This window comes from Kitasatospora sp. NPDC058162 (genome assembly GCF_042884005.1).
Lineage (GTDB): Bacteria > Actinomycetota > Actinomycetes > Streptomycetales > Streptomycetaceae > Kitasatospora.
This window is the reverse complement of the sequence record NZ_JBHVUS010000036.1, coordinates 24,065-44,206: the sequence shown is the minus strand read 5'-3', so window position 1 is coordinate 44,206 and position 20,142 is coordinate 24,065. Positions and strand designations below refer to the sequence as shown.

The window sequence follows — 20,142 nt, the reverse complement described above, 5'->3', positions numbered from 1 at the left end:
GGGGGGGGGGGGTTGTTGGGGTATGGGGGGGGGGCCCACTCCCCACTCCTGGGGTTTTCGGGGGTGGGTGTGGAAGTGGGGTGCGGGGTGGGGTGGTTGTGGTCGGGCCTGGGTGCGGTGAGGGGGTAGGCCCAGGCGAGGAGGGCGAGGAGGAGCGCGAAGGGGAGGAGCGTGCAGAGCGCGGCCTGCCCGTCGCTATGGCGGGGTTCAGGCGGCATCGGTGAGGTCGAGCTCGGCCCAGACGGTCTTGGCGTTGGGGTGGCGGGGGATGGTGCCCCAGCGGTCGCTGAAGGCGTCGACGAGGATCAGGCCCCGGCCCGACTGGGAGTGCGGCGTGGGGGCGCCGGTGGGGAGGGCGGGGAGCTTGTCGCCCCTGGGGTCGCTGATCTCGATGCGCAGGGTGGTGCCCCGGCGCGCGGTGGTGGTGAGGGAGAGGTGCAGCTCGAACCCGCGCCCCGGAACGCGTCCGTGCAGAACGGCGTTGGTGGCGAGCTCCGCGATGATCAGCAGCGCGGAGTGGAAGGGGTCGGTGTGCGTGGAGTTCAGCCCCCAGCACGTGAGTTGACGCCTCGCGATGCGCCGGCACCGCCCGACACCCTTGGGGGTGGCGGGGAGGAGGGTGGTGTGGGGGCGGGGTCTGTCGAGGGGGATTTCGGTCGTCATGGGAGAAAGCGTGGCGGGGCGGACGTACGCTGACCATGGGTCTGGCGGGCACAGAGAGTACTTGTGCAGGTGCGGACAGCTTATGTTGGTGCGGCTCAATCACAGGCGGGGTGGTCGCAATGAGTGCGGCGCGGAACAGCGAGACGGGCGACGAGATTCGAACGGAACTCCCGGAAGACCTGTCGGAGGTCTCGGACTTCTTCCGAGCGATCGGGAAGCAGATCAAACTTCTCCGGGAACGAGCCGGGTTGACCCAGAAGGAGCTGGCACAGCGCGTCGGCTACGGAGAAGAGCTGATCCGCTCGGTGGAGCGGGGAGTGCGAACGCCTCAACCGGAGCTCCTCGTCGCCTTGGACAGGGAACTGAATGCTGGCGGCCTGTTGGCCATCCAGCGGGACGACGTGATGAAGGCTCGAGCTAAAGCCCGCGTGCGACACCCTGCCTGGTTCCGGGGCTATGCGGGCTTGGAGCCCGTGGCTGTAGAGATTCACGAGTTCAGCACGTTGCTGATCCCCGGCCTACTGCAGACCGAGGCGCACGCGCGAGCACTTTTCGGAATGCGTCAGCCGCTTCTCACCGAGGAGGTGATCGAGGAGCGTGTGGCCGTGCGACTCGAACGTCAGGAGATCTTGACTCGCTGGCCGCGGGCGATCTTCAGCTGGGTCATCGAGGAGAGCGTCCTCCAACGCCCGTTGGGCGGCTGGGAAGTTCACGAAGAACAACTGCGGCGCCTGCTGGAAGTCGGACGCATGCGCGGTATGGCGATCCACATCATGCCCACTGCCAGGGTCGATCACCCGGCCTTGGGCGGGCCCTTCACGCTCATCACTCCCAAGGGACGTCCGCAGAACGGCTACATCGAAGCCCAGCAGAGTAGTCGATTGATCACGGGCCAAGAGGAAGTCCGTATCATGAACGCACGATACGGCGCTCTCAGGGGGCAGTCGCTCGACGTGAGGGAGTCCTTGGCCTTGATCGAGAAAATGCTGGGAGAACGATGAACGCGAAGCTCGCCTGGATCAAGAGCAGCTACAGCAGCAACGAAGGCGGCCAGTGCATCGAGGTCGCCGAGGCCCCCGACGCCGTCCGTGTCCGCGACTCCAAGGACAAGAGCGGCCCCCAACTCGCCTTCGAGCCGGCCGCATGGGAGGCGTTCCTCGCCTTCGCCGCCACCAGCGAGGTCTGACACACCCCGGCCCCGGCGCCCCTGCGGCGCCCCGGGCCGGTGCCGTACATCACCACTCTGTACGGGTCTCCCCTACTTCCCCTTCGCCTCGCCGCAGAACTCGGCCTCCAGCTCCTTCGTGAAGACCGAGATCGGCCCCCACTCCTCACCGTTCGCCCAGTCGCCGTTGACCTGGGTCGACATCATGTGCCGGCCATCGCGACTCCCGAACGTGTAGGACCACGAGCCGTTGATCGCCCCGCCCATCCCCCACACCTCGCCGCACGACAAACCGACGGACGCAACTCCCAACCCGTAGTGGGAGTTCGGGATCCACCCCGCGCCCGTGCTCGGGTCCTTCATGGTGAACATCTCCGCCATCTGCGCGGGCGGCAGCAGGCGCCCGCCCAGCAGCGCCTGGAAGAAGGTGCTCAGGTCCCCCACCGTGGAGATCATGTCCCCCGAGCCGTACCCCCAGCTCGGGCTGAGCTCGGTGACGTCGTAGATGGGCAGCTTCGGGTCGTTGAACGTGCCGAGCTTCGAGTAGAACCGCCCGTGCGGGCCCCGGATGCCGGTGTCGTCGGAGGCCGGCTCGTAGGTGCTCTTGAGGTGCAGCGGCTTGGCGAAGCGGTCGGCGATCTCCTGCGCGAGGCTGTGGCCGGTGACCTGTTCGATGATCATGCCGGCCAGCACGTAGTTGGTGTCGGAGTACTCCCAGCTGGTGCCGGGCGCGAACCGGGGCTTCACGCTGATCCCGAGCTCGACCAACTCCTGCGGGGTGAAGTGGTCGAACCGGTGCTGGAGGAAGGCCTCGCCCTGGAAGTCGTGCTGGGCCACGTCGGACATGGCGATGTTGGCGACCCCGCTGGTGTGGTTGAGCAGTTGGCGGATGGTGATGGCCGACCCGTCGTAGCCGTTGCTGTCGACGACCCCGGGCAGCCACCGCTCGACGCTGTCGTCGATGCTCAGCCGCCCTTCGGCCTCCAGCTGGAGCAGCGCGGTGGCCACGAAGGTCTTGGTGGTGCTGCCGATCCGGAACCGGTCCTGCGGGCGCAACTTCTGACCCGTGCTCAGATCGGCGGTGCCGGACTGCCCCCACCAAGTGGAGCCGTTGTCGCGCACCTCGGCCGTCACCCCCGGCAGGCCGGCGCCGGTGACCGCTTGGTCGAGCGCGGCCTGCAAGCCCTGGTGGCTGCCGTGGCCACCGTGCTCGCGGTCGGCGGCGAGGGCGGCCGGGGCGGTGGCGGAGAGCAGGGCAGCGGCCACAACAGCGGCGAGGGCGGTGCGAGTAGTGGTGTTCATGGTCTGTGTCCCCCTGGTCGGTCGGGCTTTCGTCGTCGGTGAGAAACGTACGGCCGAGTTCGGGGATCCCTCAATATCTGATTGCCTGAACCGCGCCATCACCGCAGGTCAGTGACGGTCAATCATTGCAATGACGATGCCGACGAATGCAAACACGGTTGCAACCGTCGCCCGCACCCGGATACTCGTCCCGAGTGCCCGAGGAGAGGAACCACCCGTGCCAGGAGCCAGGCTGAGCCCGCAGGACCGTCTCGCGATCGCCACCGGTCTCGCCGAGGGGCTCGACTACGCCGCGATCGCCCGGCTGATCGCCCGCCCCACCTCCACGGTGACCCGGGAGATCGCCCGCAACGGCGGGCCCGGCCGCTACCGCGCGGAGACCGCCCAGCGCGCCACCGCCCGCCGGGCCCGACGACGGCCGGGCCTCGCCCGCCCGGCCGGCGGCGCCGTAACCGTCCCGGACGGGCGCGACCCGGCGGCCATCGCCGACTTCGCGAACCGGCTGGCCGACCTGCTGGTGCACCTCGGCCTGCCCCGCATGGCGGCCCGGGTGCTCAGCTGCCTCTACGTCACCGACAGCGGGAGTCTCAGCTCGGCCGAACTGGTGCAGCGGCTCACCGTCAGCCCGGCCTCGGTCTCCAAGGCCGTCGGCTACCTGGAGGAGCAGAGCCTGATCCAGCGCGAGCGGGACGGACGGAACGGCCGCCGCGAGCAGTACACCATCAACGGTGACGTCTGGTACCGCTCGCTGCTGGCCAGCGCCCAACGCAACGCCCTGCTGGCCGAGTTCGCCCGCAGCGGCGCCGACCTGCTCGGCGCCGCCAGCCCGGCCGGGCAACGCCTCGACACGGCTGCGGACTTCCTCGCGGAGATCGGCGCCGACCTGATCCGCGCGGTGGAGCTGCGCCGCTCCACCGCCGGGATGTCCTGAGCCGCCGACCTCTCTCGCGGCGGCAGCGCCACAGCCTTGACCTCAACCGCGCTTGAGCTTCTAGCCTGGCGATCATGACGACCGCAAACACCCCGCTGACCAACACCGCCACGCCCGCCCAGCGACCCATCGCCCTGGTCGCCTGGGGCGCCACCGAGGCGATTCTGCGGCACTCGCAAGCCGCCCTGGCCCGCATCGACGTGACCCAGCCCCAGTGGTGGGCGCTCAACAACATCGTCCGCGCCGAACACGGCCTCACCAGGGAGGAGATCCGCGCCGTGGCCGTGCCCTACGGCATGGGCTCCCAGGTGATAGTCGACGCCGCCGACGCCCTCGTACACCGGGGCTGGCTCAGCATCGGCGCGAACGGCCGACTGACCCTCACCGAGCCGGGCCGCGAGCGCCTGGCAACGGCGAAGGACCACATGGCCCGGGTGCGCACGGAGTTCCTCGGCGACATCACGGAGGAGGAGTACGCGACTGCGGTCTCCGTACTGCAGCGCGTCACCGACAACCTCGCCCCGAGGCCGTTGTGAAGGCTGGTCACAGACTGCACTGGTGTGGCCCCGCACATGTTCATGAAGGGGTGTTGATCAGGGCGTCGAGACTCAAGACCGCCTGACCTGCAGCACAGTTCACCGGCGGCGCGGGTCATTCTCCAGAGTGACCGGGGCCACCCCGTGGCCAGGTCGGTGCGTTCACCAGTCCCTCGCGGCCACCAACTCCTCGACATCGGCGTCCTCAAACCCGTACGCCGACGCCACGAACCCGAAGTCCTCGCAGATCTCCTCCCGCGCGACGGTCTCGATCTCGCTTCCAGCTGCCTCGAACTCCGCCTCCAGCGCGTTGAACTCCTCCGTGGCCACTTCGGTCAGCGCGTAGAGCGCCGCCAGGTCCGACGGCTGTTCGGCCTCGATCCGCGCGCACAGCCTCAGCAGGATCTCCTTCCCCCTGGTGACGACCTGATCGGGGAAGTAATCGTCCTCGAACAGCCCCTTCAGAAATGGATACCCTGCCACCTGCTGGTTTGTGACCGACATGGCGATCACACCTCCCTTCCGAGGATCCGACGTCCCCAGCCTGGACCACAGCACTGACAATGGACGGGCCCGGGATCGGGGTCGGCGTGATGTGTGAGCGGGACAGGAAGAGAGAGCGAGGCGGAGGAGAGCCCCGCCACGAACCCGCCTGACACCCAACGCCCCATTTCCGCGGAGCAGCACCAGGAATGGGAAGTCGGTGTGGCCGACTTCCCACTCCTCCATCACCAATTCCCTCCGGAACAGCTCGGCGACCGTAGGCCCTCGCCGATCCGGCGAGGGCCCACGGGCCTCGGCAGCGAGCCCGTCACCCACCCGCCGTTCGCAATCCGTAAGGACGCCGCAGCGCCTCATGACGGGCCCGGCGCGCTTCGATGGACGGGTGGATTCCAAGCCTCCCGGTGCCCTGCGCCGTCTCGACCGCCCGCTCCCTCCCCCGCCCGCGTTCCTGCGGCGCGGCCCGTTCCGCGAGGGCGCGTTCACCTCGCCGCTGCACGAGCCGCGCACCGCCGTCGTGCTCGGCCGGTGGCTGGGGGCGGCCCTGCTGATCTGCTTCCTGACCGGCCTGACCAGCCATTTCCTCCAGGAGCCGCCGCACTGGCTGGCGGCCCGGCTGCCCTCCCGCCCGGTGAACGGCTACCGGTTCACCCAGGGGCTGCACGTGATCAGCGGCATCGCCGCCATCCCGCTGACCGGCGCGAAGCTGTGGACGGTCTACCCCCGGCTGTTCGCCTGGCCGCCGGCCCGCACCGTGCTCCACGCCCTGGAGCGGCTGAGCATCGCGATCCTGGTGGCGGCCCTGCTGCTGGAGCTGTTCACCGGGCTGCTGAACACCCTCCAGTGGTACCCCTGGCCGTTCCCGTTCCGCCAGACCCACTTCTGGCTGGGCTGGCTGGCGACCGGCGGTCTGCTGCTCCACCTGGCCGTCAAGGCGCCGCTGATCGCCCGGCACTGGCGCCGTCCGCAGGCTCCGGTGGCCGGGCGCCGGGGCTTCCTCCTCACGGTGGGGGCGGCCGTCGGCGCGGTGACGCTCACCACCGCCGGGCAGACGGTGCCCTGGCTGCGGTCGCTGGACCTGCTGGCCCCGCGCCGCCCGGGCTTCGGCCCGAGCGGTCTGCCGGTCAACCGTACGGCCTCCCAGGCCGGGACGGTCACCGTGCCCGCCGACTGGCGGCTGGTGGTCGACGGCCCCCGGCCGTTCCGGCTCGACCTGGCCGAGCTGCGTGAACTGCCGCAGTACGAGGCCGTGTTGCCGATCGCCTGCGTGGAGGGCTGGAGCGTGAGCGCCCGGTGGGGCGGGGTCCGGGTCGCCGACCTGCTGGCCCGGGCCGGGGCGCCGGCGGGCTCGGCCGTACGGATCACCTCGCTGGAGGCCGAGGGGCCGTACCGGGTGACGGAGCTGCCCGCCTCGTACGCCGCCGACCCGCTCACCCTGCTGGCGCTGCGGGTGGACGGCGAGGAGCTCAGCCCGGACCACGGCTTCCCGGCGCGGATCATCGCGCCGAACCGGCCCGGCGTGCTCCAGACCAAGTGGGTCGCGCGGATCGAGGTGCTGTGATGGTGACGTGGCTGCGCGGCACCACGCTGGTGGCAGGGCTGGCGCTGACCGGCGTCGGCCTGTACGGGCTGCTCGACGACTCCTTCATCACCGAGCCGGCGGGAGTGCTGTGGTGGGCCGTCGGCGCCCTGACCGTCCATGACAGCCTGTGGCTGCCGCTGGCCTGCCTGGCGGGCGCCGCCCTGGCCGCAGTCGGCCGGGCGCGGCAGGCAGCACGGCGGCCGGTGCTGCGCGGCTGGCTGATCGTCGCCGCGGCGCTGACCACCGTCGGGCTGCCCGCCGTCCTCCGGGCGGGCCGGGACTCCGGCAACCCGACGCTGCTGCCGCTGCCGTACCTGCGCAACTGGCTGCTCCTGCTGGCCGTTACCGCGATGTGTGCGGCCCTGATCGCGTTCGCCCGACGGTGGCGCCGGGCCCGCCCCGGACGACGGGCCCGGTCCGGCGGCTGAGCCCGCCCACGGCCTCCTCATGGACGAAGGACACGTCGTGTCCTAGAGTGAACGATGTGTCAACCCGGGCGCGGTGCAGCCGAATCCAAGCCACCGCGCCCGGGCACCACCGCGTCACCTCACGTCACCGAGGAGAACCACGGCCATGACCGACACCTTCGAGGCCGGCAAGTCCGAGCTGGTGGAACTCGCCCACCACCGGATGCGCACCGCGATACCCGACAACGACTGGACGGTGCGGCAGAAACTCGCCCTCACCTGCCGCATCCTGTTCGACGCCGGCCACGACTCCGGCCTCGCCGGGCAGATCACCGCCCGCGCCGAACGCCCCGGCACCTACTACACCCAGCGGCTGGGCCTCGGCTTCGACGAGATCACCGAGGACAACCTCCTCCTCGTCGACGAGGACCTCACCGTCCTGGAGGGCGACGGGATGGCCAACCCGGCCAACCGCTTCCACAGTTGGGTGTACCGGGCCCGACCCGACGTCAACTGCATCATCCACACCCACCCGCTGCACATCTCCGCGCTGTCCATGCTGGAGACCCCGCTCGTCGTCTCCCACATGGACATGTGCCCGCTGTACGACGACTGCGCGTTCCTGGAGACTTGGCCCGGCATCCCGGTCGGCAACGAGGAGGGCGAGATCATCTCCGCCGCCCTCGGCGACAAGCGCGCCCTGCTGCTCGCCCACCACGGCCAACTCGTCGCCACCGGCACGGTCGAGGAGGCCTGCACCCTCGCCCTGCTCTTCGAGCGGGCCGCCAAGCTCCAGCTGCTGGCGAGCGCGGCCGGGAAGATCCAGGAGATCCCCGGCCTGCTCGCCCAGGAGGCCCACGACTGGATCTCCACCCCCAAGCGCGGCCAGGCGAACTTCGCCTACTACGCCCGCCGCGCCCTGCGCGCCGGCCACGGCGACGCGCTCAGCCCCCGGAAGGAGTCCTGACATGGCGACCACCCTCGAAGGGATCATCGGCTACCCGGTGACCCCGTTCTCCCGCGCCGACGGCAGCCCCGACCTCGACCGACTCACCGCGCTCGTCGACCGCCTGGTCACCAGCGGCTGCCACGCCGTCGCCCCGCTCGGCTCCACCGGCGAGAGCGCCTACCTCGACGACCAGGAGTGGTACGCCGTCGCCGAGGCCTCCGTGGCCGCCGTCGCCGGCCGCGTCCCGACCGTCGTCGGCATCGCCGACCTCACCACCCGCAGCGCCGTCCGCCGCGCCCGGTTCGCCGAACAGGCCGGCGCCGACGTGGTGATGCTCCTGCCGCTGTCCTACTGGAAGTTGGACGAGCAGGAGATCACCCGGCACTACACCGCCGTCGCCGACGCGATCGGCATCCCGATCATGATCTACAACAACCCCGGGACGGCCGGGGTCGACCTCCCGCCGGAGCTCATCCACCGGCTGGTCCGGGAGGTCGACAACATCACCATGGTCAAGGAGAGCAGCGGCGACCTCCAGCGGATGCACCGCCTCACCCAACTCTCCGACGGCGCCCTGCCGTTCTACAACGGCTCCAACCCTCTCGCGCTGGCGGCCTTCGCGGCCGGCGCCAGCGGCTGGTGCACGGCCGCGCCCTGCCTGATCCCCGAACTCCCCCTGGAGCTGTACCGGGCGGTGCGCACCGGGGACCTGGACGCGGCCCGCGAGGTGTTCTACCGCCAGCTGCCCGTCCTGCAGTTCCTGATGCGCGGCGGACTGCCGCCGACGGTCAAGGCGGGTCTGTCCCTGCTCGGCCTGGACGTCGGCGAGCCCCGCCCGCCCCTGCGGCCCCTGGACGACGAGCAGCGCGCCGAGCTGGCGCAGTTGCTGGCGGACGCCACCGGCTGACCCGGCCTCCGCGCGAGGCCCGGACTCAGGGCAGGCTCGGGACCCGGTCCGCGGTGCCGGCCTCATCGTCGTGGATCACCACGAGGATGTGGGCCGGCTCCGGGCCGGTGCTCCGACACCGGTGCGGCACCGAGGAGTTGAAGTACACGCTGTCGCCGGGGCCGAGCTCGACCGTCCGCTCGGGGAACTCCAGCTCCACCGTGCCCGCGTGCACGAAGAAGAACTCCTCCCCCGCGTGCGACTTGAACGGCGACCCGGCGGCATCCGTCGGCGGGTACATCACGAACGGCACCATCCGCTTGCCGCTGAGCCCGGTCGCGATGCCCTCGTAATGCGGCGCACCGGGCCCCGCCCCACCCGCGATCGGCGTGCGCTCCCCCGCGCGGACCACCGTCACCAACTCCGGCTCGACCTCGTCCGAGAACAGCCGCCCCACATCGACCTTGAGCGCGTGCGCCAACTTGAGCGCGGTCGAGATCGACGGGTCGCTCAGGCCCCGCTCGACCTTCGACAGATAGCTCTTCGTCACCCCGACCTGCTCCGCCAACGCATCCAGGCTCAGCCGGTTCTGCTGCCTCAGCACCCGCAACCTGCTGCCCATGCGCCACCCCTCACCTGCGGATCCGTCCACCCCATCATCCCACCAGCGGCTCCGGCCGCGATCGGCAGCAGCACCTTCCGCCCGTCGCGGCCGCCCGCGTACGATCGACGGTCATGGTTGACCTCTATCCTCCGACCCACCCGTACGACACCGGATTCCTCGACACCGGAGACGGCAACCGCATCTACTACGAGCAGCTCGGCAACCCCGGCGGCAAGCCCGCGCTGAGCGTCCACGGCGGCCCGGGGGCAGGCACGCCGCAACGGCCGACCCGGGCCTGGGACCCCGAGCGCTACCGCGTCATCCGCTTCGACCAGCGCAACTGCGGCCGCAGCACCCCGCACGCCGCCGACCCGGCGGCGGACATGAGCCTGAACACCACGCAGCACCTGATCGACGACATCGAGCGGCTGCGCGAACACCTTGGCGTCGAACGGTGGTTGCTGAACGGCGCGTCCTGGGGCTCGACCCTCGTCCTGGCCTACGCGCAGCAGCATCCCGAGCGGGTCAGTGAGATCCTCATCCAGGCCGTGACGACGGCCCGACGAGCCGAGATCGACTGGCTCTACCGCGGTGCCGGGCAGTTCCACCCGGAGGCCTGGGACCGGTTCCGCGACGGCGTCCCCGAGGACGAGCGGGACGGCGACCTGCTCGCGGCGTACGCGCGGCTGATGGAGCACCCCGACCGCGCCGTCCGGGCGAGGGCCGCCGCCGACTGGCTCGCCTGGGAGGACGCGGTCATCTCGGGCGAGCCCAACGGGTCGCCCGGCATGTACAGCGACCGCGAGGTGGACGCGCAGATCGCCTTCGTCCGGATCTGCGCCCACTTCTTCAGCAACGGCGCCTGGCTGGAGGAGGGCCGACTGCTGCGCGACGCCCACCTACTGGCGGGGATCCCGGGAACGCTCGTCCACGGCCGGCACGACATGGGCTGCCCGGTCCAGACGGCCTGGGAGCTCGCGAAGGCGTGGCCGGGCGCGCGACTCCACATCATCGAGGACTCCGGGCACGCGGGCAGCGAGGCGATGGGCCGGGTGAGCCGAACCGCCATCGAGGGGTTCAAGAACCGCTGAGTTCGAGAACCGCTGATCCCCGCCCCGCCCCCACCGTCGTCCGCGCACCGGCGGTGTCGTTCGGTGGGAGTGGGGCGAGGGGACAGCCGGAGGGGTCAGTCCTCCGTCTCGTCGTAGCGGCCGTGGCCGAGGCGGTGCAGGTCGAAGGACCAGATACCGCGGCCGAAGGTGGCGGCGTAGAGCTTGCCGTCGGGGCCGATCTTGAGCTGCTGCACCGAGGTGGTGGGCAGGTTGCGGCCGAGGACCCTGAAGTCGGTGGTGCCGGGCGCGCGGTAGAAGGCGGCCAGGTCGGTGCCGAGGGCGAGGCCGCCGTTGGGCAGCAGCTTGATCGAGGTGGCGGGGACGTCGGGGAGGTTGGCCGAGACGTCGGTCCAGGTGGTGCCGCCGTCGCGGGTCTCGAAGAGGTGGCCGATCCCGGCGCCCGGGCCCTCGGTCCAGCTGCGGGAGAAGCCGCTGAACGCGACGAAGACGTGCTGGGCGTCCTTCTCGTCGACGGCGAAGGAGGAGACGTACCGGTTGGGCAGGGCGCCGTCGACGGGCAGGTTCAGCTGGTGCCAGCCGGTGCCGTCAGTGTTGCCGACGGCGATGCCGCGGCTGAAGCCCTGGTTGTTGCAGGGGCCGCACCAGCCCGCGTAGACCGTGCCGTTGACGGTGGCGACCGCGGTGGCGACATGGCCGGCGCCCAGGTCGTAGGCGCTGGTCCACTCGCTGCCGCTGCGGATCGCGTAGCCCTTGTGCTGCACCCAGACGTGCTGGCCGCCGGCGATCCAGGTGTTGGCGTCCTTCGGGTCCGCGGTCATCGGGGCAATGAAGCGGGCGGCGTTGGCGGCCTTGTCGGGCGGGGCGACCTCGTAGGAGGTGGCCTTGCTCGGGTCCTTCGTCCAACTGCCGTCGTTGACCGCGCAGTTCTGGGTGACCCACATGTCCAGGTAGACGTACTCCTGGGCGATGTTGCAGCCGTTGGCCGGGTCGACCAGGGTGTCGCCGCCGTCGCCGCCGAAGTTGGAGCCCATCACCTTGTCGTGGGCCCGAAGGATCGACTCGCCGTTGTCCTGGAGGCCGCCGCTGACGATGACACCGCGCCCGGACTTGTCGGCGAGGTCCTTGCCGACGCCGACCGAGTAGTACTGCAGGGTGTCGATCGTGCCGTCGTTGAGGGACTTCCAGTCCTTGGCGTGGCCGCCCGCGTCCAGCTGGCCGTTGACCGGACGGGTGTAGATGCCCCCGTCGTTGCCGACGTAGACGCTGGCCTTGCCCTGGTAGCTGCCGATGGCCACGGCGTGCTGGTCGGAGTGGGTGGTCGGCGAGCAGTCGCCGGTCTGCTTGGTGGGGTCGATGCTCCAGCACGGGAACGGGTTGTTCCAGTACGGCGCGATGGTGGCCCACTTGGCGCCGCCGTCGGTGGTCTCGAAGACCTCCTCCAGGCCCGCCCAGACGTGGTCCGGGTTGGCCGGGTCGACCTGGAGGAACTGGTTGTACCAGGACTGGATGCCGGGCTGGTAGCCCGCGTCCTGGAGGGCGGAGCCGGAGCCCTTGAGCTTGTCCTTGTCCGCGACCAGGGTCCACGGGCCGGACGGCGAGCCGGACTTGGAGACGTAGATGCCCTTGAGCCCGGTGTCCGGGTTGTGCGCGGCGACGTCCGGCGACTGGTCGATCGCGTAGTAGCGCGAGCCGTCCGCCGAGCGCGCGAAGGTCACGTTGCCGACGTTCGCGGCGTCCGTCGGCAGGTCGCCCAGCGAGGCGACGCGCTGCCAACTCCCGTCCGCGGCCTTGCTGTAGAAGCCGTTGTAGGTGTCCCCGCCGCGCCAGCCGACCGCCAGGACCACCTTGGACGGGTCCTTGGGGTCGATCGCGATGTCGTTGGCGATGTTCTTGTACGGCGCGCTCGGGTCGGCCGCCTTCGAACCGCCGGGCAGGTAGTCCGGGTTGGGCGCGAACTCCAGCGTCCACGGCCCGGAGAGCGTGGTCGTGGAATGGCTCCAGACACCCCGGTTGGTGGCCGCCCACACCTTGTCCCCGGCGAAGCGCAGCTGGTGGATCGTGGTGGACTCCAGCTCGGCGCCGCCGACCCGGTTGCCGGGCTGGAACTTGCCGTGCTTCGGGTCGGACAGCACGTACACGCCGGTGCCGACGTACGAGGTCGCGCCGGTGTTGGACTCGCCGGTGGCGTACCAGAGCCGCCCGCCCCCGTCGAGGTTCAGGGTGCCCGTGGACAGCGTGGGCAGCTTGTCGGCGATGGCCTCCCAGTGGCCGCCGCCGGTGCGCGAGCGGTAGACGCCGCCGTTGGCGCCGCCCGCGTACACGTAGCCGTCGCCGTCGGCCGCGATGCCGGTGATCCGGCCGGTGACGAAGCCGGCGCCGCCGCTGGAGTTGGAGTTGACGTCGCGGTAGCGCGGGTCGTCGCCGTTGTACGGCTTGTTCGTCACGTGGTCCCAGGACCCGCCGGTGTGCGGCAGCGACTGCAGCTGCGCCCAGGCGGCGCCGTAGGCCCCGGGGGCGACCACGCCGGGGGCGGTGCGGGCCTCGGTGTACTGGGCGGTGCCCTCGGCGGAGTTCTCCGCCTCGTCGCTGCCGCCGTCGCCGCCGTCCCGGCCGGCCTCGGCCTTGGCGGAGAAGGTGTGTCCGGCCGCCGCCTTGCCGCTGACCTGCTGGGCGTGCTGCCGGCCGGCCTCGGCCAGGCGCTGCACCGGGTTCGGCTGGGCTCCGGGCTGTGCGACGGGTGCGGCCATGGCCTGAGTGGTGGTCAGGCCGAGCGCGGTGAGCGTGACGGCGCTCATGAGCAGCCGTCGTCGTTGCCTGTTCGGCACGGTGCGTCCTCCCCTGGGCGGCCGGGGCGCACGGTCGCACGCCCGGCGGATCAGTGCGAAGCCTGGTCGGTGCCGTGGCACCGCGTGAAGGGGGTCTGTGTAACGAATGATTAAAACCAATTCTGTGAAATCAGTTAAAAACAACGGAACACTTCGCGGTCAGAACTGGGCCTCCAGCGACCGGGGTTGACGCTCAGACATCGTTCGCATCCGATGCCTAACGCATCTGCAAATACTCTTCCACAACCCTTCCTCAAAATGATCAAAGACGGCAGGTTGGGGCCGCACTTCCGCGTCATCCGTGAGGAGCCCCGATGAGTTCAGCCCGGCGCCGCGCAACCCGCGTAGCCCTGAGCACGGCCCTGCCCGCCCTGCTGCTGTTCACCGCGATACCCGGCCACGCCGCACCGGCCGACCCCACCCCCGGCACCGCCGTCACCGACGGATCCGCCCTGCCGCCCTTCGGCCCCGAGGCAACCGGCGACGGGGACGGCGGCGACGGCGGCGGCGGTGAGACCGCCGACATCCTGGCCGCCGACGCCGCGTACAACGCCGTCCGCACCGCCCCCGGCACGACGGTCAGTTCGGACGCCTTCGCCGCCGGCCGCAAGAGCGCCAACGGCATGCCCACCAGCGGCGGCCGCTGGAGCGAGCTGTCCGGCGCGCCGTACAACACCGCGGACCACTCGTACCAGATCGGCCCGCACATGGCCGGCCACGGCGTCGCCTCGGGCCGGATCACCTCGCTGGCCGTGGACGGCCCGTACCTGTACGCCGGAGCCGCCGGCGGCGGCGTCTGGCGCTCGACCGACCAGGGCGCCCACTGGAGCCCGGTCTTCGACCAGCAGGACACCCTCTCCATCGGCGCGGTCGCGGTCAATCCGGCCGACCACTCGCTGTGGGTCGGCACCGGCGAGGCGAACAGCAACGCCGACGGCATCGCGGGCGGCGGCGTCTACCGCTCCACCGACCACGGCCAGACCTTCCAGCCGGTCGGCAACCGGGTCGCCAACAGCATGGTGTTCCGGATCTCCTTCGCCGAGAACAACCAGGTCTACGTCGCCACCAACCAGGGCCTGCTGAAGCACCCGTCGAAGCAGATCCGCAGCCCCTGGCAGACGGTGCTCAAGCCGGACCCCAACCCGACCGGCTCGCCCTACCGCACCTCCTTCGTCACCGACGTCCACGTGCGGCCCGGCAGCCACGGCCAGACGGTCGTCGCCGCTCTCGGCTGGCGCGGCGGCACCACGCCCGCCGACCTCCAGTACAACGGCTTCTACGTCTCCAACGACGCGGGCTCGACCTGGACCAAGGCCACCCCCGGCGGCGACCTGGACCCCGGCCGCTTCGGCCGCACCACCTTCGACTGGACCCCGGACGGCGGCAAGCTGTACGCCGTCGTCGAGGACCCGACCAACGTCAGCCTGGGCGGCGTCTACTCCGCCGACTCCGGTGACGTCGACGGGAAGTGGACCAAGCTCGCCGACGCCGCCAAGCTCAAGGCCTCCGGCGGCCGGGCCGGCACCCCGGGCGCGCAGGCCTGGTACGACCAGTACGTCACCGTCGACCCGGCCGACCCGAACCACGTCTACCTCGGCCTGGAGGACATCTACGAGACCTCCGACGCCGGGAAGACCTGGGACACCATCGGGCCGTACTGGAACTACGACCTGCCCTGCTACGACGACGACCCGGCCAAGAACACCTGCCCGAACACCACCCACCCCGACCAGCACGCCGCCGTCGTCGCCCCCGACGGCACCGCGTACTTCGGCAACGACGGTGGGGTGTGGTCCCGCCCGGCCGCGCTGCGCAAGGTCGTCCAGTGGACCGACCGCAACGCCACCCTGCGCACCCTGCAGTACTTCTACGGCGGCCTCGGCGCCTCCCCCGACGGCAAGGGCGACATCGCCTGGGGCGGCCTCCAGGACAACGGCTACTCCGTCCTCACCCCGGGCAGCGACCACATGGCCGAGCCCAAGGGCGGTGACGGCTTCGACGTCGTCGTCGACCCGAAGAACGGCAACCGGGTGGTCGCCGAGTACACCAACCTGGCGATGGCCAAGTCCGATGACGGCGGCCACAGCTGGTACTACGCGACGCCCAACTGCGCGCAGAACAAGACCAGCCCGTGCGAGACCGACGGCCGCTTCAACGCGCCGTTCTCCGCCGACCCCGGCAACGCCGACCACTGGGTCGCCGGCGGCCGCTACGTCTGGGACAACCAGGGCAAGGGCTGGGACACCACCTGCTGGCAGCAGGTCTGCGACTGGAAGCCCGTCCGCGACCTCGGCGCGGGCAACGCCTCCACCGCGGTCGCCGTCTCCGGCGCCACCACCTACGTCGGCTGGTGCGGCACCGGCAACGGCTGCAACCCGGGCGCGGCCACGCCGTTCACCTCCGGCATCGACACCAACTACGGCGGCAGCTGGCACCGGATCAGCGCGCCCGAGCTGCCGAACCGTTTCGTCACCGGTCTGACCGTCGACCCGGCCGACGCGGGCCACGTCTACGCGGTCTACGGCTCCTACAGCCGCCACTGGATCGACGGCGCCGGCGTCGGCCACGTCTTCGAGTCCCGCGACGGCGGGGCGCACTGGACGGACATCAGCGGCGACCTGCCGGACGCCCCGTTCAGCGTGGTGAAGCTCTGGAAGGGCCAGGTCGTCGTCGGCGGCGACGTCGGCGTGTTCACGGCCGACGGCTCCGGCTGCTGGCGCCGCCTCGGCGCCGGCCTGCCGAACGCCTCCGTCTCCGACCTGACCGTCTCCCCCGACGGCAGCTACCTGATGGCCGCCACCCACGGCCGAGGCCTCTGGAAGATCACCGGCTGACGGTCCCTCCCCCGTGCGGCCCCACCGGCCACCCCGGCCGGTGGGGCCGCACGCGCACCTGCGGAACCGGGCGGGCGCCGTCGACGTCCCATGGCCGCACCGTCCACCAGAACCGGGAGACCTCACGCCCATGCACCGACCCAGAGCCGTGGCTGTCGCCGTCCTCGTCCTCGCCGCGCTCGGCACCGTCTCGGCCTGCACCGCGGACAAGGGCGGCACCGACCGGCCCTCCAGCCCGCCCCCAGCCACCACCGCCGTCACGACACCGCCTTCGCCGACGACCCCGACGACCCCGGGCAGCACCACGCCGTCCGCCGCACCGACGGCCCCGGTCACCCCCGCACCGCCTCGCACCACCCCGGCCGCCACCCGCCCCGCGACTCCCCCGCCCGCGGCCACCACCCCGTCGCCCGCCCCGACCCGGTCCGTCGACGTGGAGAACCCCACCGACCTCGACCACGGCGCTCCCGGCGCGCCCACCCGCCCGGCGCACTGACCCGGCGACCGGCCCGCTCGGGATTCCGCAGCTGAGCCTGATACGACTTGAGGGGCCCGGCCGCGGCGCCGGGCCCCTCAAGTCGGCCTACCGGATCAGAGGTTGGCGCACTGGCCGGTGCGTGAGCCGCTGACGGTGTTGGCGTTGCCGCCGTTGGTCGGGGGCGGGGTGTTGCCGGTGCAGTGGAGGGAGCCGCCGATGGTGTTGCCCTCGATCTCGGCCTGGGTGTCCTCGGGGAACGGGCCGGTGCCGGTGGTGCCGTCGACCTGGACCGAGCCGCCGATCCGGTTGGCGATCAGCTCGGCGCCCGCATGGTTGTCGCCGAGGTGGACGGAACCGTTGACCCGGTTGCCGGTGCAGCCGTCGTCCCCGGGGTCGCCGACGACGACGAACCCGCTCGCGCCGTCGACCTCCAGCGTGCCCGTGGTGGTGGTGCCGCACATGCCGAAGAGCGTGCCGTTCTCGGAGTGCACGCTGCCGAAGACCGTGGAGTTGCCGATGAACAGGGCCCCGCCGGCCGCGCCGTGGACCGTCCCGTGCACGGTGGCCCCGATGACGCAGGTGCTGGGCGCGGTCGCCTCCACGCCGCCGTGGACGTCACCGGTGATCACATTGGCGCAGGTCACCAGCTCGGTGACGGTCTCCGGCCCGGGTGCCAAGAAGTTTCCGTCGCCGCTGTACTGGGCGGTGATGGTGTGGCTGCCGGGCAGCAGGTTCGCGAAGGCGAGCTGGGCCTGGGCGCAGTGGGCGCCGCCGCCGGGGGCGAGGGTGCCGGTGCCCAGCAGGGTGGTGCCGTCCTTGAAGGTCACCGTGCCGGAGGGCGGCAGGGCCGGGTCGGTGCTCGGCGGCGCCGCACAGACGGTGTCGGTGAAGGTGACGGGGTTGCCGAAGGCCGCCTGGCCGCCGTCCGAGGAGGTGAGCGTGGTGGCGACGGAGGCCTGATTGACGGTCTGGGTCAGGCTCATCGCGGTGTCGCCCTGGAAGGTGATGTCACCGCTGTACACGGCCTTGACGGTGTGGTCGCCGACTCCGAGCGAGGCGATGGCGTCCGAGGTGGCCTTCCCGGTCGTGGTGTCGACGGGCACCGGGTTGCCGAGCTGGGTGCCGTCGACCGTGAAGGTGACCGTTCCGCCGTCGGGGGTCGGCACGACGGTGGCGGTGAACGTCACCGGCTGCCCGTACACGGACGGGTCGGCGGAGGAGGTGAGCGTCGAGCTGGTCGCCGTCTTCGGGATGCTGAAGAAGATCGTGTCCGTCGGCTGGTTCGTGGTCGAGGCGGGGCCGTTGAGGTTGCCGATGAACGAGCCGTAGAAGGTGGTGCCGACCGCCTTGAGCTGCTGGTAGTCGCCGAACAGCCGCTCGTTGGGGTTCCCCGTGTTACCCACCTGGGTGTTGTAGGACTGCAGCGGGGAGTCGGTGAAGGTGGCGCCGTGGTCGAAGCTCCGCGCGAGGTGCGCGGTGAACGTCGGGAAGCCCTTGGCGTTGTTGCCGTCGGAGGTCAGGTAGAGGACGCCGATGGTGCCGTCGCTGAGTACCGCGACCGACGGCAGCGCCGCGTTCGTCGAGGCGGAGACGTTCACCTCGGGACCGACGGTGAGGTTGTTCGCCCCGTTGTCGGTGAGCCGCCGCAGCCGGATCTGATTGGTGAGGGAGACGTCGACGCCGTAGGCGACGTACACGTCGCCGCTGGTCGGGTCGACGGCCGCGTGGTGGACACCGCCGATCAGCGCGTTGACCCCGCCGAACTTGAAGCCCTGGTTGCCCTGGTCGCTGCTGACCGAGGCGACGGTGATGCCGTCCGAGGGGGTGCCCGGGGCGTTGCCCAGGTCCCAGGTCCGGCCGCCGTCGGTGGACCGGTTGATCCTGATGGTGACGGGCTGGGGCTGGCTGACCGTGTTGCTGCCGCCCTGCTGGTACAGGGCGTAGACGGCGCCGTTGCGCGGGTCGCCGGCCAGCCGGAGCCCGCCGTTGATGCCGTCGTTCAGGGCCCCCGAGCCGACCCCCTGGTCATTGGCCGTCGGGAAGTTCACCGGGCTGGCGTTGTTGCGGGAGACGTTCACCCGGTCGTGCGGGCTGATCGTGCTGCCGGCGGCGTTGAAGTCCTGGTAGCCGACGTAGACGTTGTCCTGGCTCGGGGTGCCGGTGTCGGGGTTGACGATCAGCCAGGGCTGGTCGTTGTTGGTGTGGGTGTCCGTGGTGAGCTGGGTGGTGGTGGGCGTGGGGTTGTTCCACGTCCACGACGACGCCTTGGCGGGGTCGGTGGTCGAGCCGGTGACGATCACGGCGGCCTGGTTGGTGCAGGTGAGGAAGGTGCCGTAGAGCGTGCCGTTGCGGCCGTAGTCGATGGTCTGGTCGCACGGGCCGCCAGAGGTGCCGGAGACACCCGGGGGGACCGGGATGGTCGTCTCGTCGGTCCAGGTGTTGCCGCCGTCGGTGGAGTAGAGCAGGTCGGCGTTGTTGTTCCACCGGTTGCCCGGGCGGGGCCCGAAGCGGGTGATGGCGATCTGCTGGGTGTTGGCCGGGTTGATCGCGATCGACGGCTCGCCGAAGGTCGTGCCGCTGTTGGCCTTGGCGTCCGCGTCGATGATGAACAGGCCCGGCACGCGGTGCTGCGGCCGGACCAGCCGGGGCGTCTCCGGTCCCGGGCGCTCCGTCCGGTCGGGCGGCTGGTCGGTGGCGCCGCCGGGGCTCCCGGAGGCGGTCGTGCCGGCCGGCGGCGCGGCGCGCTCGTCGGCCCGGGCCTGAACGGACAGCAGCAGCGGTCCGGTGGCCAGCGAGAGCGCGAGGGCGGCGCCGAGCGGGCGCCTGAGGGAACGTCTGAGGAGGCCGCCGGGTGGGATCGGTCTCCGGCGGTGTGCGGGTGCCACAGGTCAACCCTTTCGATCACGTGACAGGATGGTCACATAGTGTGATCAAAGGGTGGAGTCCATCACCTGGCGCTCCCGACATGAACACGATCGCACGCCGAACTACCACCAACGGCCGAGCACCCCCCGGCCCGGCGCCGCCCCGCTGCGATCAGCCCGCCGAGGCCCCGGCGAGGTCCAGCAGGCCTTCCTTCGCCTGGCGCACCAGGTCGCGGAACTGGTCCTCGCTCATCCGGATCTGCTGACCGAAGTCGTCCGTGATCCTCACCCGCTGGTCCGCGGGCGCCTCCTGGTCCAGGAACACCTGGGGGCACCCGCAGTTGCAGTTCCCGCAGAACGTCGCGAAGGGCTGCTGCGATTCCTCGCCGGCCATCCGTCCCACCTCATTTCCGCCCGTGGCGCACGGTATCTCCGGGCTGGCGATGCCCGCGCCGGGCGATCGCCAAACAGGCTGGCAGGACGGACAGTTGTGCGCGGCGCGGCAAGCGCCCCCCGGGGTACGGGGGGCGCCTCGTCGTCGG

18 protein-coding genes are annotated in these 20,142 nt (G+C 71.2%); 11 read left to right on the top strand and 7 right to left on the bottom strand.

Annotated elements, in window-relative coordinates:
- Positions 1-207 precede the first annotated feature (207 nt).
- Positions 208-663 carry an ATP-binding protein gene (locus ACFVXG_RS37865; RefSeq protein WP_387934461.1) on the bottom strand — a complete coding sequence of 152 codons (456 nt, stop codon included), beginning with the start codon at positions 661-663 and terminating at the stop codon, positions 208-210.
- A 119-nt stretch (positions 664-782) separates the two neighbouring features.
- Here ACFVXG_RS37865 and ACFVXG_RS37860 point away from each other — a divergent pair, with 119 nt between their 5' ends.
- Positions 783-1,664, top strand: a complete 882-nt coding sequence (locus ACFVXG_RS37860; RefSeq protein ID WP_387934459.1) for a Scr1 family TA system antitoxin-like transcriptional regulator — start codon at positions 783-785, stop codon at positions 1,662-1,664.
- Positions 1,661-1,849, top strand: coding sequence for a DUF397 domain-containing protein (locus ACFVXG_RS37855; RefSeq protein ID WP_387934457.1), 189 nt, complete (start codon positions 1,661-1,663; stop codon positions 1,847-1,849). The genes ACFVXG_RS37860 and ACFVXG_RS37855 overlap by 4 nt, the downstream gene beginning before the upstream one ends.
- Before the next feature lie 72 nt (positions 1,850-1,921).
- Here ACFVXG_RS37855 and ACFVXG_RS37850 read toward each other — a convergent pair whose 3' ends face one another.
- The gene (locus ACFVXG_RS37850; protein WP_387934455.1) at positions 1,922-3,130 is read right to left on the bottom strand and encodes a serine hydrolase domain-containing protein; all 1,209 of its coding nucleotides are present in this window, start codon (positions 3,128-3,130) and stop codon (positions 1,922-1,924) included.
- Positions 3,131-3,347: 217 nt separating this feature from the next.
- Between ACFVXG_RS37850 and ACFVXG_RS37845 the strand changes: the two genes are divergently transcribed.
- A complete protein-coding gene (locus tag ACFVXG_RS37845) occupies positions 3,348-4,061 on the top strand; it encodes a MarR family transcriptional regulator (protein WP_387934453.1) in 714 nt (237 codons plus the stop codon).
- A 74-nt stretch (positions 4,062-4,135) separates the two neighbouring features.
- Positions 4,136-4,597 carry a MarR family winged helix-turn-helix transcriptional regulator gene (locus ACFVXG_RS37840; protein WP_387934451.1) on the top strand — a complete coding sequence of 154 codons (462 nt, stop codon included), beginning with the start codon at positions 4,136-4,138 and terminating at the stop codon, positions 4,595-4,597.
- 162 nt (positions 4,598-4,759) lie between these two features.
- On the opposite strand, the gene ACFVXG_RS37835 is transcribed toward ACFVXG_RS37840, so the two are convergent.
- The gene (locus tag ACFVXG_RS37835; protein ID WP_387934450.1) at positions 4,760-5,101 is read right to left on the bottom strand and encodes a DUF5713 family protein; all 342 of its coding nucleotides are present in this window, start codon (positions 5,099-5,101) and stop codon (positions 4,760-4,762) included.
- Positions 5,102-5,483: 382 nt separating this feature from the next.
- Between ACFVXG_RS37835 and ACFVXG_RS37830 the strand changes: the two genes are divergently transcribed.
- From ACFVXG_RS37830 to ACFVXG_RS37815, 4 genes are all read left to right on the top strand, one after another.
- On the top strand, positions 5,484-6,659 hold the full coding sequence (locus ACFVXG_RS37830) for a molybdopterin-dependent oxidoreductase (RefSeq protein ID WP_387934448.1): 1,176 nt from the start codon (positions 5,484-5,486) through the stop codon (positions 6,657-6,659).
- Positions 6,659-7,108, top strand: a complete 450-nt coding sequence (locus tag ACFVXG_RS37825) for a hypothetical protein (protein WP_387934446.1) — start codon at positions 6,659-6,661, stop codon at positions 7,106-7,108. Before ACFVXG_RS37830 ends, ACFVXG_RS37825 begins: the two co-directional genes overlap by 1 nt.
- A 145-nt stretch (positions 7,109-7,253) precedes the next feature.
- The gene (locus ACFVXG_RS37820) at positions 7,254-8,054 is read left to right on the top strand and encodes an aldolase (RefSeq protein WP_387934445.1); all 801 of its coding nucleotides are present in this window, start codon (positions 7,254-7,256) and stop codon (positions 8,052-8,054) included.
- A gap of 1 nt (position 8,055) precedes the next feature.
- Entirely contained in the window at positions 8,056-8,943 is an 888-nt protein-coding gene (locus ACFVXG_RS37815) for a dihydrodipicolinate synthase family protein (RefSeq protein ID WP_387934443.1), read from the top strand.
- A 25-nt stretch (positions 8,944-8,968) separates the two neighbouring features.
- Here ACFVXG_RS37815 and ACFVXG_RS37810 read toward each other — a convergent pair whose 3' ends face one another.
- Positions 8,969-9,544 carry a helix-turn-helix domain-containing protein gene (locus ACFVXG_RS37810; protein WP_387934441.1) on the bottom strand — a complete coding sequence of 192 codons (576 nt, stop codon included), beginning with the start codon at positions 9,542-9,544 and terminating at the stop codon, positions 8,969-8,971.
- A 113-nt stretch (positions 9,545-9,657) separates the two neighbouring features.
- On the opposite strand from ACFVXG_RS37810, the gene pip reads away from it, so the two are divergent.
- Entirely contained in the window at positions 9,658-10,617 is a 960-nt protein-coding gene (gene pip, locus ACFVXG_RS37805) for a prolyl aminopeptidase (RefSeq protein WP_387934439.1), read from the top strand.
- 95 nt (positions 10,618-10,712) lie between these two features.
- Here the strand turns inward: pip and ACFVXG_RS37800 are convergent, their stop codons facing one another.
- Positions 10,713-13,394 (bottom strand): glycosyl hydrolase, encoded by a 2,682-nt coding sequence (locus ACFVXG_RS37800; RefSeq protein ID WP_387934522.1) that lies wholly within the window; start codon positions 13,392-13,394, stop codon positions 10,713-10,715.
- A gap of 344 nt (positions 13,395-13,738) precedes the next feature.
- Between ACFVXG_RS37800 and ACFVXG_RS37795 the strand changes: the two genes are divergently transcribed.
- Positions 13,739-16,258, top strand: a complete 2,520-nt coding sequence (locus ACFVXG_RS37795) for a hypothetical protein (RefSeq protein ID WP_387934437.1) — start codon at positions 13,739-13,741, stop codon at positions 16,256-16,258.
- Positions 16,259-16,388: 130 nt separating this feature from the next.
- The gene (locus ACFVXG_RS37790; RefSeq protein WP_387934435.1) at positions 16,389-16,754 is read left to right on the top strand and encodes a hypothetical protein; all 366 of its coding nucleotides are present in this window, start codon (positions 16,389-16,391) and stop codon (positions 16,752-16,754) included.
- Between the two features lie 95 nt (positions 16,755-16,849).
- Here the strand turns inward: ACFVXG_RS37790 and ACFVXG_RS37785 are convergent, their stop codons facing one another.
- Together ACFVXG_RS37785 and ACFVXG_RS37780 are read right to left on the bottom strand one after the other, a co-directional pair.
- Positions 16,850-19,621, bottom strand: a complete 2,772-nt coding sequence (locus tag ACFVXG_RS37785) for an Ig-like domain repeat protein (RefSeq protein WP_387934433.1) — start codon at positions 19,619-19,621, stop codon at positions 16,850-16,852.
- A 151-nt stretch (positions 19,622-19,772) separates the two neighbouring features.
- Positions 19,773-19,994: a hypothetical protein gene (locus tag ACFVXG_RS37780; RefSeq protein ID WP_387934431.1), complete on the bottom strand. Its 222-nt coding sequence runs from the start codon at positions 19,992-19,994 to the stop codon at positions 19,773-19,775.
- Between the last annotated feature and the right edge of the window lie 148 nt (positions 19,995-20,142).